The following is a 14844-nucleotide window of genomic DNA, read 5'->3' on the forward strand; positions in this document are numbered from 1 at the left end:
ATGTTCAATGTTCAAGCAGGATGGCATGCCAGTAAAATTACCGAAGGTTGCAGTTTTGTTGGCTGCCTACAACGGCATGCGCTGGATCGAAGAACAAGTTTTCTCGATCCTAGGTCAGTCAGCCGTAGATGTTACTGTCTATATAAGTGTTGATCCTTCTACCGACGGCACCGAGGCCTGGTGCGCAAGCTTTTTCGCTGAACGCAGCGATGTGGTTTTGCTACCAGCTGCCGGCAATTTCGGTGGCGCAGCACGCAATTTCTTCCGTCTCATTCGTGATGTCGATTTTGAGGGTTATGACTTCATCGCGTTTTCTGATCAAGATGACATATGGCACTCGGACAAGCTCGAGCGGGCCACCCAGACTTTACTGACACGTGAATTTGATGCGTATTCAAGTAATGTAACGGCTTTCTGGCCGGATGGTAAAACACATTTGTTAGACAAGGCGCAGCCGCAAGTTGCCTGGGATTTTTTGTTTGAGGCTGCTGGGCCGGGTTGTACTTACGTGTTGAGCAAGAGATTGGCAGACTCGCTGAAGAACTCCATGTTTGCCAATTGGCAGCAATTACAGGAAGTTAGTTTGCATGACTGGTACTGTTACGCCTTCGCCCGAAGTCATCAATTCAAATGGTTCATTGACCCGATTCCATCCATGCTGTATCGCCAGCATGATAGTAATCAAGTAGGGGCTAATACAGGATTGGCTCCTTTGATTGCCCGATATAAAACGATTCATGACGGCTGGTGGTTTACTCAGGTACGATTGATTGCTTCATTGGTGGGCCAGGACAGAGAGCCTTTTGTTGAAACCTGGTTAGAATTGGGGCGCAGGCAGTTATTGAAACTTTCCTTTAGCGCCTGGATATGCCGGCGAAGGTTCCGCGATAAAGTGCTCTTCTTTTTTATATGTTGTACCACTGCAGTGGTTGGAAAGAGGACTAAATGAAAGGCCCACAAGTTTTGGTGACGGGAGCGAACGGGTTCGTTGGTGAGGCTTTGGTCTTAAAGCTTTTACTCGATAAAAAATTCACCCCAGTTGCCGCCGTGCGAAGTGTTACACGATTGCTTGGTTTGTGTCGGGTTGTCCCATTCGACCTGACTGATACCGCGGCATCGCCCGCCTTGAATGATGTTCAAGTAGTGATCCATGCCGCGGCTCGAGTGCATGTGATGAACGAAACCTCAACGAACTCTCTTTCGGAGTTTCGCAAAGTCAATGTGGACGGAACCGTTAGGCTCGCCCAGAAAGCTGCCGAGTTGGGGGTGAAGCGGTTCATTTTTATCAGCTCAATCAAGGTTAATGGCGAAAGCACCGCACCACGGAGTTCTTTTAAGGCTGACGATCCTCCAGCACCTGTAGATCCGTACGGAGTCTCGAAACAAGAAGCTGAAGATGCTTTGAAGCAGATTGGCCTGAGCACAGGAATGGAAGTTGTTATCATCAGACCGCCGCTTGTGTATGGACCAGGGGTGAAAGCCAATTTTTTAAGCATGATGAATTGGCTGCACAGAAGTATACCTTTGCCGTTGGGGGCTATAAATAATCAGCGCAGTCTGGTGGCGCTTGAGAATCTTGTGGATCTCATTGTGACCTGTATAGATCATCCTGCGGCGGCGAATAATATCTTTCTGGTTAGTGATGGTGAGGATCTATCTACAACTTTATTGCTTCGGCGCATGGCTCGCGCATTAGGCGCGAAAGCATGGTTGCTCCCGATACCTGGTTTTATATTGAGTTTAAGTGCTTCACTCCTGGGTAAAAAAGCAGTTGTTCAGCGTTTGTGCAGTTCGTTGCAGGTTGATATTAGAAAGACATGTGATGTTTTGAATTGGCGTCCATCGGTAAGTGTGGATAAAGCTTTGCGCAAAACCGCCGACCATTATCTGGATAAACTAACGAAATGAATGTTTGGCTGTTGCTATCTGCTGTGTTCGCAAGTTCATGTTTGCTGACCAATGTCTTGCGTCGTTATGCCTTGGCCAAGAGTTTAATGGACATACCAAACGAGCGCAGTTCCCATACCGTGCCTAAGCCTCGTGGAGGCGGAGTGGCTATTGTGGTGGCATTTGCAGGGGCGCTGCCGGTGTTGGCTGCTCTGGGTCTGCTTGGTATGCCTTTGCTTACAGGATTACTGGGCTCGGGAATTTTGGTCGCGCTTATAGGCTTCGCCGATGATCATGGTCATATTGCAGCTAGATGGCGGCTGTTGGGGCATTTCATTGCGGCTGGCTGGGCGCTGTACTGGCTTAATGGCCTCGCATCCATTTCATTTTTTGGTACGTCGATTGACTTGGGTTGGTTCGGTAATGTATTCGCGCTGATTTACCTTGTCTGGATGCTGAACCTCTATAATTTTATGGACGGGATTGATGGCTTGGCCAGCGCTGAGGCCATATGCGTAAGTCTGGGGGCGTGTGCATTGTATTGGCTTGGTGGTTACACCAACCTGATATGGGTTCCGTTCGTTTTGGCTGGAGCGGTGGCCGGGTTTCTATGCTGGAATTTTCCTCCCGCGCGCATCTTTATGGGAGATGCGGGCAGTGGATTTTTAGGCTTCATTCTCGGTGGTTTAGCGCTCCATGCGGCTTGGACAGCGCCGGAGCTGCTTTGGAGTTGGTTGATTCTGCTCGGAGTTTTCATTGTTGACGCTACCTGGACGCTGCTGCGACGTTTGATGCGTGGAGACAAAGTTTCTCAGGCGCATCGCAGCCACGCCTATCAGTATGCATCCCGTCGTTTCAAAAGCCATCGAGTCGTAACGCTTGGGGTTGTTGTCATTAATCTTGTCTGGCTGGTGCCAATTTCGATTTTTGTTGGGCTGGGATTATTGAATGAAATACTCGGAATGTTACTTGCATACACTCCGCTCGTCTTTATAGCCTGTTTATTTAATGCGGGGGCGTTGGAGGAAAAGGCTGATTCTTGAGCAGTAGTGACGCTCTCCATTTGCCATACCACTCAATCACCTGGTCCAGTGCTCGCACCGTATGCTCTGCCGGTAACGGCAGAGCAATTTTCATGCTCGGGGCTTCGCGGTTGGGATTATCAGTCAAATTGACAATCCAAAAGCTGCCTTGCTCGGCAAATTGGTCATGCGTGGAGTCCATCAACCAACACTAGTAGATCACCTCGGGAGCGGCCAGCGGCTAGGGAGCTTCCCGCACGAGGCGATTGCGCGGTTTCATCCGCAGGTTTAGCTCCGTTTCGCGGTAAATCCGGTACACCCTAGGTACCGGGTTTCCAGTCTCGGTTGCGCGAGGGGGGATCATTTAGCTGTCCGATAAGCGTGATGTCTTCACACAAAACTCCCTTGAACTGATCAGGAGAAAATTCTACTCCTGACGTGTACTTTCTCAGGGAGGACTTACCGTTAGGCCACAGGGCAGGCGTAGTGCCATGAGATCACCGTTTTTGTGGGTGCTGTCATTGTTTTCGATTCTTTCAGCAGTGTTGTTTTGACAGCATCAATCTGTCCTGATAGTTTTCCTGTTTTCTGCTGCCTATCTTGCTCTTTATTGGAAAATTGTTCAGATACATCGAACTGGTTGGTCAGGTAGCCGCGAGGAAGGCATCGCGGCGCTCCGCACAAAGAATAAGAGCTCTGAAAGCTGATTTGATTGGTCTGACTCAATGAGCCCGCAAAAGGAATGAACAAATTGTTCGTGCTGTCTGCAGTAAAAGCTGGAATTATTTCAGCACTTTTTTCGCTTCTTTTCGTCATTATGTTACCGATCTCCTTTTCTGAGGAGGAGGCGGCAACGGATCTGACGATCGTGGCCACTGGTGAGCAAAATCCGGACGCAAAATCGACAGAGGTCTGGATACGCGCGACGGACTCTAAAAGACTAGAGGCACAGATTGTTCACAAGGATCCCGGTTGGGAGACTAAGTATAATTCGTTGGTTTCGTTTCGAAATCAACCCGCTGTCATGCAATCAGCATTAACGCTTAAGTCGGATAAATTCCTGAGATTTGCAACGAGTGAATACTCAGGAATAGTCGAAGTCAAGTATGGGCAGGTAGGGCGTCGTATCGATCTGTATTCCCCAACTCAAGGCATGATCGAGGTCGATCTCAGCAAAATCGCGCCAATGCAGATAAATCTGTGGGCAAATACTATTTCTGCCGCTAAGCTATTTGGGATTGCATTCGTCGCATTTTTTATACTTCTGCTTGTTCTCGGGCGTCGAACAGTATCACGAACCAGAATCGCTACATCGGGCAGTGCCTGGATGCATGCGTGGATTATATTATCCAGCCTGACCGTGTATAGCTTGGTTTTAGCTGCATATTGGCCAGGTCAAATGTCGCCGGACTCGATAAATCAGTGGGGGCAGATGGTTTCGGGTCAGTATAATGATTCACATCCCATACTTTCAACTCAACTCTACAAGTTGGCGTTCTATGTTTATCCGCATCCACAATCCGCGGTAATCCTGCAAATATTGATATTTACTAGTGCTACATGGTTTTTCTTGAAGGAGTGCTTGGCCTGGGGCGCATCTCCACGAGTCATTTCTCTCGCGGCATTGCTATTTCCTCTTTTTCCGGCAAACTTTCTCATTGTCACAACCTTATGGAAAGATGTTCCGTTTACCGCAGGTGTGATCCTTCTTAGTACCTTGGCGGTGCGTGAAGTACGCCGCGGTCTGACGCTGAGGCTTAGCTCACTATTTCTGATGAGTATGGCGGGCGTGTTTATTATTGCCATGCGCCATAACGGCATATTAATAAGTTTTATATTTTTTGTGGCTTTATTTTTCTTCGCGAAGAAAGGTCAGGCACGCCTTCGGGTAGGTGTTGCGTTGATTTCGCAAGTCGCGATTTTTTTGATGATAAAGACCCTGCTACTGACAGTTTTAAATGTATCACCTATTTTGCCACAATATCGCGCGATCGTTGCGATGCATATATTGGGTTCAATGGAAACTGCAGGGGTGGAGTGGAGTTCAGGCGACAGGCAGCTTCTCGAGAGATTGCTTCCCGCGCGAGAGTGGCGTGAAAATTATAAATGCGAGTCGGTTGTGTCACTATTCTGGCACCCACAGCTTCGCAAGGAATGGAATTTCTTAGGTGAACATACTTCCGAGCTGAATTCGTTAGCTTTAAAAGCAATATGGAATTATCCGTTGGTCTTTTTAAAGCATCAGGCTTGCGTGACAGGGCTAATCTGGCGAATTGGTGGGCGCAACGACGAATGGCTCAGTATTTCGCCGGCTGAGATAACCAGCATGCCTGAGCAGCGGGAACTAGGATTGCAGTCGCATTCGCTTCTGCCAGCCTTGAAAGGCCGGATAGATGAGCTGAATCATAGTTTTGTTCAGCGAAGTACAATGTATACCCGGCCTGCTTTGTACACGCTTATCGGTTTGATTTCGATGTGTATCATTGCCATTAGAACGCAACCTGCGGTGTGGTTGCTGTTTGCTCCTTTATTATGTAATTTGATGAGTTTGACTCTATTAATGGGAGCGCAGGACTATAGGTATCTTTGGCCTTCGGTGGTGATGTCGCTTCTAGTTTTTTTTATGGCCTTGGGGCTTTCCTTCGGTCGAAATGGTACTGCTGAAAAGAATGAGTTATTAAATGCGCACGTATCATAATGTTGCGGTCGTAATTCCAAGCTATAAGGTACGGGGGCACGTGCTTGATGTGATCGGCGGTATTGGCGATGAGGTGTGCCGTATATATGTTGTTGATGACTGTTGCCCTGAACAAACCGGCTCTTTTGTTGAAAAGCTTTGTTCTGACTCTCGTGTCAGGGTTTTGAGGCATGAAATCAATCAAGGTGTAGGCGGTGCTGTCATGACCGGCTACGAGGCAGCGGTCGCCGATGGTATGGACATTATTGTCAAACTCGACGGTGATGGGCAAATGGACCCCGGCTTGATCACGGATTTTGTCGAGCCGATATTAAATGGCGAGGCTGACTACACTAAAGGAAACCGCTTTTTTGATCTAGAGAAAGTTCAGGCGATGCCGAAAATGCGGTTATTCGGGAATGCCGTATTGTCGTTCATGGCAAAGCTGTCGTCTGGATATTGGAACCTCTTTGATCCGACGAATGGCTATACCGCCATCCATCGCGACGTAGTCCGCTACCTTCCAATGAAAAAAATCAGTCGAAGATACTTCTTCGAGACGGACATGTTGTTCAGGTTAAACACCCTGCGTGCAGTGGTTGTCGATGTGCCGATGGAAGCAAAATATGGTGATGAGGTCAGTAATTTAAAAATTTCCGCGGTTGTGGGGGAGTTTCTGATTAAACATGTCAGAAACTTCCTCAAGCGGATTTTTTATAATTACTACCTGCGGGATATGTCCTTGGCATCTATAGAGCTGCCTGTTGGCTGCGCGATGCTGCTATTTGGGGTTATATTCGGAACTCATAGTTGGGTGCGGTCCATTGATACCGGTTTGCAGTCTTCGCCTGGAACTGTAATGTTGTCAGCATTACCGTTTATTGTGGGTTTGCAATTGGTTCTTGCATTTCTAGGGCAGGATATCCGATCGGTTCCAGATAGGCCGTTTCATCGTAACAAGAAGGTTGCGGTGACTAAAAGTTTGGAGAAAAAAATTGCAGAATGAAGATAAAGAATGGCTAGATTACCGAGCACGGTTTGCTGATGTCTATGACGATAGCAACTATGGCAGTCCATTGCAGTCATTTGTAATGCGAGCGAGTCATAGGTTAACTGAAAGTCCATTTGGCGAGAGTGTGAAATTCAATCGTGTATTGGAAATTGGTGCCGGGACGGGAGAGCATCTTGCTTTCGTGCGGCATGATTTCGATGAGTATGTACTAACGGATATGGATGCCAAAACTCTGGAAGTCGCGTCTGGGAAGACCTCAGCCCGCCATAAGGGACGTCTGACTTTCTCTGTGCAGCAGGGAAGTAGAATAGATGCTGAAGATAATAGCTACGACCGGCTTATTGCGACCCATGTTCTCGAGCATATCTATTATCCCCATCTTGCGCTGAAGGAATGGCGTAGAGTCTTGAAACCAGGTGGGACGTTGTCGATATTGATTCCGACAGATCCGGGTATAGCATGGCGACTTGGCAGGACACTGGGGCCGCGCAAGAGTGCAATTGAACAGAATATTGCCTACGATTATGTGATGGCTAGAGAGCATGTTAATCCGTGCAATAACTTGGTTGCGTTAATGCGGCACTATTTCCCCAACGCGAGCGAGTCATGGTGGCCGTGCAAATTGGCCTCAATGGATTTGAATCTTTTCGTCGCATTTCATGCCATTGTAGAGAAACCGGAAGTGCCACAGGGCTGACATGCTATATATTTGGGCGATACTTTGCGTTTTGGGTCTGGCAATTGGCCAGATTCTATTCAAGGTCAGTGCGGCTGCGTTGGCGGCTAGCGGGACTTTGTTCACATTTCGTGCGTTGGCGGCGTTGTTCAGCGCAATGTTGCTTTACGCGATCACATCCGTAGCGTGGGTCTGGATCTTACAAAAGATTGAATTAGGCCGCGTCTATCCAGTGATGGCGTTGGCGTTTGTTTTGGTGCCTATTGGCAGTCATATTGTGTTCGGCGAGCGATTTAGTACGCAGTATTTTGTCGGCATTTCTCTAATCATGCTAGGAATTGCGGTCGCGAGTCGTTCGTAGGTAAGCGCTCCATGAACCCCATATTTACGGGTGAGTACCTATGGCTATCTTGAGATATTCGGTGTGCAGCCGCCACGTATAGGGTTTTTTGGCAGTTGGCTTTAGCCGTATCGACCAAGCTGTAAAGTTGAGCTCTGGTCATCAAGCTTTTGGGCGTATCGCTGAACAGCCAGTTTTTGCGCTCGACCACAAAGGGCTTGAACGTACGTCCTATCACATGGTTTTCGATCAGCAAATAACCGGCTTCGGTTAGCGCACCAACTTGGTCCAGGTGCCAAGTAGCTGATGGCGTTCGATACCAGGCAGCTCGCTCAAAGCATTATAGCCAGCTAATCATCGGTCATCAGGTAATCGCGATAACCTTCGAGCAAGTGCGACGGACCCTCCGTCGCCTGGTTGGTAGAGTAGTCAAAAAAGGATCACGGGCTTATCCGGCGGGCTACCGGTTGCACCCACATCTAAGATTAGCTGGTTGGCTCTCGATCTGGCTCTTTCATCACCCGTACACGTGTTTCGTCGCAATGGATTACACCACTTTCCAGTTGACTCCCTCTCGACGGAGGTTATCTAAATTTTGCTACGTTACGCTTTCAGGATGGCGAACCTTTTCCATCTTGAGTGCTGTCGCGTACTTAGTCTTGAGCGAGAGAAATGGCTTCTCAATAACCCCATAGGTCAGCATAGAAAAGATGATAATAGCTGGGACAGTTAAAAATGCTGTTTGCATTAAAATATCGGCAACCCCGCCACGAGCCCCTCCGAGACCTGCGAAGTGAGAATTTGTGAATGGGATAACAACGTAATGCATACAGTACATGGAAAAGCTGAGTTGGCCTAGGCGTGCAAGGCTAACATCGAGTGCCTCGGGTATACGGATGCGCGCGTGTGAGTAACTGACAATTAATATTGCCCACATCACAGCCTCTGTAGACGGCCAAAATGCCATGAGCCAAGATTGATCCATGCCAATCAATCCTTTCAGGCCACAAAAAATACTGATAATACTTGCCGATACGGCTATCGCCGCTATAAGCCAGCTTGTAGAAATCTGTTTTTTTGAGATGTATTTCTTAGCAAGATAAGCGGCAGCCATTCCGATAAGAAACTGATCTATTCGCCCCAAAAGTGTCATGTATGAGACGTTTGTCACAGAGCCTATTTTGAACCACATTAGATACTTGAAAAATATGGTTAAGGCGAGCATTCCAATAATGAAGCGGAAGCCTGATCTATCTAGAAATAATGCCAAGAATGGGAAAAGTAAATAGAATTGAAACTCGACGGCTATGGTCCATAGGTGTGCAAACATCGGAAGCTGCACGCCTTGCAATGCATTTACAAATGGGAAAAACATACTCAATGCTTGAGTGAAAGAGTATTCGGAACTCCACCCGCAAAGCATTATCAATACGCAGAAAATATATAGAGGGTAAATTCTTATGACCCTATTTTTTATAAAGTCAAAATAATTCAACTCCTTTCCTGATGCGATTTTTGTCAGTAGATAGCCACTAAGTACCATGAATAGCCCGACCCCCATATGACCCTGCTCAACCAGCCCGAGTAAAGGGTTGTATGTGCTATGGCCGAGGGCAAAGTTGTCAGTAAAGCAATGGTAGAAAATCACCATGGAGGCGGCCATGAATCTGAGATGGTCAAGTCTAGGTTCATACCTTGTATTTTTTGATTCTGCAGGCCTATCGATAATAATGGCTAGCACTGAATCCCTTCGTAACACCGTAAGTATAGAAGTGAATGCGGCTATTAATATGGCAATAAAAATTGATGGTGTCAGGACTTTGTAAGCAAGGCTTGATCCCGTGAGGAACTCGTAGCCTGTCAGTTTCGTTGGTACTTCTGTAGGGCTATAAAGATCAATCGTTGTTTTTGATGGCCCGTAAGTTATTTTTACTGATCCCGATCTATTCTGCTTTATAAAAGTTATTCCTTGACTATTTGATGGAATGGAAAGCTTAAGTGGCCCGTACGGTGGGATATATGATACAAGTCTATCGCCTCTGGACTCCCATCCGCTTGGTATTTTCCCAATGGAGACTGGTTTTTCCATCCATACTTCTGCGCCAAGTGATGAGTCGTTTTTTTTGCCCGTTGCATTTATTTCTATATCAACCAGGATTCCGCTAAAGAATAGCGTTACGAAGTAGGGCACAAGAATTGAAGTAAACAAATATGCAATTGGCAGCGAAAGGAGGAGGGCCCATAAGCTTCTTTCTCCAAATGGAACATGTTTAGTCACGGTATTTGACCATTCCCTTGCGGTTTTTATAAGCATACATGGTATCACCTGATCGTAAAGCCGTACCTCTTTATAGGGAATATCTTCGGGGGCAACCATGCCCATCACCGCGCAGCAGTTGCTGCGGATCCTCTCAGACGCCGGCCCAGTGGCCGCACTTTTTTACCTGAAGAAAAAACAATGCGCACATCGCAAAAGGGCGTGAGTTTGACCAAGTCCTTCGAGGTTTCCGGCTGAAGCCTTACCAGGACTCAGTCGAGGTCTGGACGGTTGGATGTAGTACCACGCGCGAGCTACCCGAACAATCGGACTGGCGCCACGGCCCCTATCTCCCGTTCCAAATGTATAGGCATCGGTCACGCCAAGACTTCCTCCCTAAGGAAGAACTGTCTGAGTACGATAACTATTGCATACGTTGCCGCGATTGCCGCTATCACCCTTAGCCAAAGCGGCAGATCCAATCTGTTCAGCGGTGCCAACAAAAATGGATGAATGCAGTACAGACCGAGCGAGTTTCTGGACATGAACTGAACGATCGGGCCTGCTGGCCGAGATACCTTCAAACAGAGAACCAGCGCAAAGATGACAAAGAGCATCGATGAGAGCCGCGTATAAGCCGGCAGATTATATCCTTGGCCAGGAAAGAACGACGGATTAACCAGGAATCTCCATTCCAGAGCGGTGGATATTATAAAAAGTATAACTGAGGCCCATCCAAGGAGTTTTAGTGTAGAGGGCGATTTAGTAAGCCTATAGACCAACGCCGCGGCGGCCGGATACGCTACGTAATTTAGAGGATTCCAAAAGGATCCCGTCCAGATAGTTCCATGCATGATGGTCTGCCATTGAAAGTAGCAGACAGCTGTTGATCCGAGCACAACCCAGAGTATTAGTATCGCTAAGTTGCAGTAAGCCGCGAGAGCGGAAAGCGCGACGGAGATTATAAGGCCAATAAAGAATGAGTATGTCTCAAGCGCGGTTACGGTTTGGTAGATTGGACTCTCATTCAACTTGCCAATAGCCTGAATCAATCCATCTACTCCTCCATAGAAAAGATGATAGGCTACTGCCCAGAACACGATCAGTGTGCCGATTCTCACGACGCGACGGCCAAGATAGCGAATAGATGTGGCGGTTCCCGCGTACAGATAGCACGAGGCAAGAATAAAGAAAGGCACAGCCTGTAGAAAGACGTTGAAATTGATAATGTCTGAAGCGCTTGGACTATATGGAGCGTTTGTCGCCGAATTGAAAATGGTCGAAGTTCCGGCAGCATGGAAGTGCCATAGCACGACGAAGATCGAGAAAATGGCACGTGCATAGTCCAGGCCATGAATTTTTTGTTTATCTGACATTAACTGTTCTCTTTTCAACCGAGTCGCTCCAAGGTACTCCGGGGGAGGGTAGTGCTCACAGCAGAACGGGGCACTAGTTTATCAGCCCCTAGCATTCATCCAATACTCAGCCCGCCATCGAGCATATCCGATCTGCGACCCACTCACCTTAAGGTGAGTCAGCTCTTTACTGTGGCATTTCTGGCGAGCAGTTCGAGGATAGTAGCGCTTCGTGGTCGGTCACTGTCTGCGCATGCGGCAAGCGTTCCTGTACGTGGCGCAGTCACGTAGGCGTCCGGTAGTCACACCTTGTTGGACGCAACCCAACAATCTCATCCTTAGGGGCGAGATTGCCGGTTACTCAATGTTGGCAAGGTTAAACATCTATCTATTACGAGACTTCATCCGATAACGTTTAACCGCGTTGGCCGCCGTGAAGAGAGCAATAAGCACGGTCTTGTGTACGGGACCAATTCCATTGAGGTGTTTGATTCCGGAGGTCCATTGAACTCGACGGATGTAGTCCATCACCTGCCGACGCGCAGTGCCGCTGAATGGGGAAAGAAAGATCGTAGATAGTGTCGGAGCCTGATTTTTCTGGAAAATATCACCGAATCCAAAAACGTCATGTTGAGGTGTATGAATGAAGATCTTTGCCAAGTCAGCATCCGGATTGACACTGAGTTTTTTCCAGACATGCACCGCCGACGCAAGCAGTTCCGCGGAGCCCACCACATAACGCTCTAGGTATGGTCCCCATACTTGGGCAGCCAGTGCGACACCCTCCTGGAAGTGAGCGGAAAACTCACTGTGGGAGCTATTTTCTTCGGCTGAGACGTTGCGAAACGCAGTAACCTTGCCATGCGACCTTACGTACTTCTCCGTGCTGCCCATGTTTGATGTACACAGCATTTCAAGTACAGCAAACGCTTCAAACAGCTTGCCTGTATCAGCATCAACCTGTTCATCAGCACCGTAGGCACGCTTTGAAACATTCGACGCTTGGGGATTTAGCATCTTTCGCAGACCAAGATACATCCCGTGGAAGTGTGTAGCAGGCTTTATCCGCGCAAGATTGTCCTGGATTGTCCCGCGCCAGCCAATATCAACCAAGCCGACTTTGTCGTTCTGTGAAATACCTTTTTCTGTAAGGTATTCATTCAATAGCTCACGTTGTTCCAGTATTTTTTCGTTGACGGCAGCCGTGAATGCCGGCGCCCGAATCAGCTTGCTTAATGACTCGTTTTCATCAGGGCGCTCAATAACATCCGAGGCCTCTAACCCAACCTCAGATAAAAGATCAGCGAAGTCCGCGTATTCCAGACCCAGCGTGGAAAACAGCCCGGAAACTTTTTGCGAGCGGTTCAGGCGCCAAATACGATTGAACTCATCATTCGAGACTTCTTCCATTGACGCGACGAACGTGGAAAGTCGACTGACCTCAAGCTCCGCATATGCTGGCAATTGATGCCCAAAAAGCGTCTGATCTGGGAAGACAATTTCATATATACGGCGAAAAAACTCGCCTTCTCGGGTAAGAAAGAAGACTCGATCCAGACGCTTAGAGACTACCTGCTCGGCAATCCACAAGGCAAAGCCTAAGAACAGTGGAGCGGCCTCTACTCCAAAACGAAACGCTGCCGCTTCGGTCTTTTGCCGCGCAAGTATTGATGGCGCTACTGCTTGAATACTGAGTTGTCGAAGATGCTGGAACAATGCCTCACGTGAAGCAAACAGGCTCTCGCGCTCTTTCCTGGCTGTATGAGATTTGTCCGGCATGAATGAAATACCGGTAACGCCCAGTTGCGCCGGGGACTCTACATCCGACCAAGGGTGATCGCCTACATGCACGTGTTCACGAGGAGTGATCCCGTAGACCTCGTGCACATATTTGAACAGCGTTCCTGAACGCTTATTCAAGCCCACGTCGCACGAGCTCACACCATCCTCAAAGAGATGACTGAGCCCCTTCTGCTCAAGCAAGTGTTTGAGCATGTCAGAGGTCATGTAGAAATCAGAGAGGAATATCGTTCTTTCGGCAGAGTGCTGCTTGAGAAAGGCCTCGATATCTGGGTCCTGAAAAGTACGGCGCACTTCTACCGAAAGTTCATAGTCGGCAAAGCGCTGGGGCAGACTCTTATCGGAGGGAGAGAGCAGAATTGTCTCCAGCCATTCCTTGAGCACATGTACGATTTCATACTCTTCGTCCTTGTTTGCTTCTCGAGCCGTCCGTGCTAGACGGGCTTCTGTATCCACCCGTGCCTGATAGATATCCCAGTAGCCCGTGTAGAGCGGTTTGAAGTGTCCAAACAGCTCAAAAAAAACATGAGCAGCGGTCGCCAGCTTGATGCATTCAGGATGGCAATCTCTTCTAAGCAAGGTGTCCCAGACATCAACCGTCTTGATTTTGTAGATCATCGTACTTCTCGCCCACCAAAAATTACTTCACCCACGGCTTCCAGCTGCTTGATCCGAAGCTTGAGCGACGCGGGGAGTCTGGCGGCAAGAGCACTAAGTTTATGACGGCGAACGACCCAACGATTTGTATTGAGACGCTGCTTTTCTTGATCTGAATACTCGTTGAACGCCTTTACAGTCAACTCTGTAAAAACAGATTTTTCCATGGGAGGCCCTCCCAGGCTTTTTTCTACCCATTTGCAGAATAGAGCCGAAGAGTCTTGCCAGGAAGGCCAGTTGTCGGCTGTCTTGCGTGCCCCTTCCTGAAGCCGTAAAAGCTCGGTACGGTCGTTTATGAGCTTTTTTAGGACACTGACAACACCGTCAGTGTCTCCAGTGGAGATCACGACCGCATTTTCTCCATTGACGATATATTCGTCATGTCCGGAAACATCAAAGACTACGGCGGTGCCGCCACAGTGAAATAGCTCAAGTGGCGGACCGAACATCCCTTCAACTGTACTGAGTTTGATCAAAATATCGCAAGAGCGATAAATTTCGGCAGTCTTGACCATCGGCACTCGAGAAAACACTCGCGAGACACCGGGAAGCCACTTGATGGGAGAGCCCGTCAGTACCCAGATGTCTTTTGCGCCAGCTTCTCTGGCTAATCGAACACCCAAGGCCGTATTTTTGAATGAAACACCAAAATGTCCTTCTACCAATATTCTTGGTTGCGCATCAGTAGGGCGAAGTGCGCTGGCTAAGCCCAATGTTGAGTACACATCCTTGCGAATACCGTTGCGTACAAGAGTGGTATCCCGATTGAAGTCGTCTTTCAGGTAATGCTGGATCCACGTAGCTTCAGTCACGTATTCGATTGGGAAGTGGTAGGTAGCGTCAACCAAAGCACGCAATGGCCCTTCCGATTCAGGATAAAATCTGGACTCGATCGACTGTACGAAATACCCATACCTTCTGGCGTCGAAATTACCAAGCTCAAAAGCGGTTTTCCACCATGTAGCGATGACCAGGTCGAAAGACTCTTGCTTGGCCTCTTCTATGGGCAGGCAACGAAGCTTCGGCGCTTCGTCATGCCAGGAAAGCGTCGCTGCCGAAAAAGGTTCCTGAACCGCCAGCGTTACGTCATATCCATGATTACGCAGGTAGCTGGCATGTTGAATGATGACGTAAGTACCACCGCTGATAGCCATCGAGCCT

12 protein-coding genes are annotated in these 14844 nt (G+C 48.3%); 7 read left to right on the forward strand and 5 right to left on the reverse strand.

Features of this window, described 5'->3' with window-relative positions; all coding sequences use genetic code 11:
• The first annotated feature begins 25 nt into the window (after positions 1-25).
• Genes AF70_RS09030 through AF70_RS09040 form a run of 3 tightly spaced genes read left to right on the forward strand, consistent with a single transcriptional unit; the run spans position 26 to position 2930 of the window.
• The gene (locus AF70_RS09030) at positions 26-949 is read left to right on the forward strand and encodes a glycosyltransferase (protein ID WP_028938981.1); all 924 of its coding nucleotides are present in this window, start codon (positions 26-28) and stop codon (positions 947-949) included.
• On the forward strand, positions 946-1908 hold the full coding sequence (locus AF70_RS09035) for an SDR family oxidoreductase (RefSeq protein ID WP_028938982.1): 963 nt from the start codon (positions 946-948) through the stop codon (positions 1906-1908). Before AF70_RS09030 ends, AF70_RS09035 begins: the two co-directional genes overlap by 4 nt.
• Complete coding sequence (locus tag AF70_RS09040; protein WP_028938983.1) at positions 1905-2930, forward strand: glycosyltransferase family 4 protein; 1026 nt, start codon at positions 1905-1907, stop codon at positions 2928-2930. Before AF70_RS09035 ends, AF70_RS09040 begins: the two co-directional genes overlap by 4 nt.
• Before the next feature lie 444 nt (positions 2931-3374).
• On the opposite strand, the gene AF70_RS09045 is transcribed toward AF70_RS09040, so the two are convergent.
• On the reverse strand, positions 3375-3659 hold the full coding sequence (locus AF70_RS09045) for a hypothetical protein (RefSeq protein WP_155954614.1): 285 nt from the start codon (positions 3657-3659) through the stop codon (positions 3375-3377).
• Here AF70_RS09045 and AF70_RS09050 point away from each other — a divergent pair.
• Genes AF70_RS09050 through AF70_RS09065 form a run of 4 tightly spaced genes read left to right on the forward strand, consistent with a single transcriptional unit; the run spans position 3652 to position 7635 of the window.
• Positions 3652-5607 carry a hypothetical protein gene (locus tag AF70_RS09050; protein ID WP_028938984.1) on the forward strand — a complete coding sequence of 652 codons (1956 nt, stop codon included), beginning with the start codon at positions 3652-3654 and terminating at the stop codon, positions 5605-5607. The genes AF70_RS09045 and AF70_RS09050 overlap by 8 nt on opposite strands.
• On the forward strand, positions 5591-6592 hold the full coding sequence (locus AF70_RS09055) for a glycosyltransferase family 2 protein (protein WP_032830909.1): 1002 nt from the start codon (positions 5591-5593) through the stop codon (positions 6590-6592). The genes AF70_RS09050 and AF70_RS09055 overlap by 17 nt, the downstream gene beginning before the upstream one ends.
• Positions 6582-7295 (forward strand): class I SAM-dependent methyltransferase, encoded by a 714-nt coding sequence (locus AF70_RS09060; protein ID WP_028938985.1) that lies wholly within the window; start codon positions 6582-6584, stop codon positions 7293-7295. The genes AF70_RS09055 and AF70_RS09060 overlap by 11 nt, the downstream gene beginning before the upstream one ends.
• A 1-nt stretch (position 7296) precedes the next feature.
• Positions 7297-7635 (forward strand): EamA family transporter, encoded by a 339-nt coding sequence (locus AF70_RS09065; RefSeq protein WP_028938986.1) that lies wholly within the window; start codon positions 7297-7299, stop codon positions 7633-7635.
• A 577-nt stretch (positions 7636-8212) separates the two neighbouring features.
• On the opposite strand, the gene AF70_RS09070 is transcribed toward AF70_RS09065, so the two are convergent.
• From AF70_RS09070 to AF70_RS09085, 4 genes are all read right to left on the reverse strand, one after another.
• A complete protein-coding gene (locus tag AF70_RS09070; protein ID WP_169342472.1) occupies positions 8213-9991 on the reverse strand; it encodes an acyltransferase in 1779 nt (592 codons plus the stop codon).
• A 257-nt stretch (positions 9992-10248) separates the two neighbouring features.
• Entirely contained in the window at positions 10249-11247 is a 999-nt protein-coding gene (locus AF70_RS09075; protein ID WP_028938988.1) for an acyltransferase, read from the reverse strand.
• 363 nt (positions 11248-11610) lie between these two features.
• Positions 11611-13644 carry an HAD family hydrolase gene (locus tag AF70_RS09080; RefSeq protein ID WP_028938989.1) on the reverse strand — a complete coding sequence of 678 codons (2034 nt, stop codon included), beginning with the start codon at positions 13642-13644 and terminating at the stop codon, positions 11611-11613.
• On the reverse strand, positions 13641-14837 hold the full coding sequence (locus tag AF70_RS09085; protein ID WP_028938990.1) for a glycosyltransferase: 1197 nt from the start codon (positions 14835-14837) through the stop codon (positions 13641-13643). The genes AF70_RS09080 and AF70_RS09085 overlap by 4 nt, the downstream gene beginning before the upstream one ends.
• Positions 14838-14844 lie beyond the last annotated feature (7 nt).

The sequence above is a fragment of the Pseudomonas sp. KD5 genome, from assembly GCF_012932895.1.
GTDB lineage: Bacteria > Pseudomonadota > Gammaproteobacteria > Pseudomonadales > Pseudomonadaceae > Aquipseudomonas.

Excerpts from the sequence above, each read along its gene's own strand:
- AF70_RS09050 (WP_028938984.1), top strand. The coding sequence starts at position 3,652 with ATGAACAAATTGTTCGTGCTGTCTGCAGTAAAAGCTGGAATTATTTCA.
- AF70_RS09055 (WP_032830909.1), top strand. The coding sequence starts at position 5,591 with ATGCGCACGTATCATAATGTTGCGGTCGTAATTCCAAGCTATAAGGTA.
- AF70_RS09080 (WP_028938989.1), bottom strand. The coding sequence starts at position 13,644 with ATGATCTACAAAATCAAGACGGTTGATGTCTGGGACACCTTGCTTAGA.
- AF70_RS09085 (WP_028938990.1), bottom strand. The coding sequence starts at position 14,837 with ATGGCTATCAGCGGTGGTACTTACGTCATCATTCAACATGCCAGCTAC.
- AF70_RS09065 (WP_028938986.1), top strand. The coding sequence starts at position 7,297 with ATGCTATATATTTGGGCGATACTTTGCGTTTTGGGTCTGGCAATTGGC.
- AF70_RS09030 (WP_028938981.1), top strand. The coding sequence starts at position 26 with ATGCCAGTAAAATTACCGAAGGTTGCAGTTTTGTTGGCTGCCTACAAC.
- AF70_RS09035 (WP_028938982.1), top strand. The coding sequence starts at position 946 with ATGAAAGGCCCACAAGTTTTGGTGACGGGAGCGAACGGGTTCGTTGGT.
- AF70_RS09075 (WP_028938988.1), bottom strand. The coding sequence starts at position 11,247 with ATGTCAGATAAACAAAAAATTCATGGCCTGGACTATGCACGTGCCATT.
- AF70_RS09040 (WP_028938983.1), top strand. The coding sequence starts at position 1,905 with ATGAATGTTTGGCTGTTGCTATCTGCTGTGTTCGCAAGTTCATGTTTG.
- AF70_RS09070 (WP_169342472.1), bottom strand. The coding sequence starts at position 9,991 with ATGGTTGCCCCCGAAGATATTCCCTATAAAGAGGTACGGCTTTACGAT.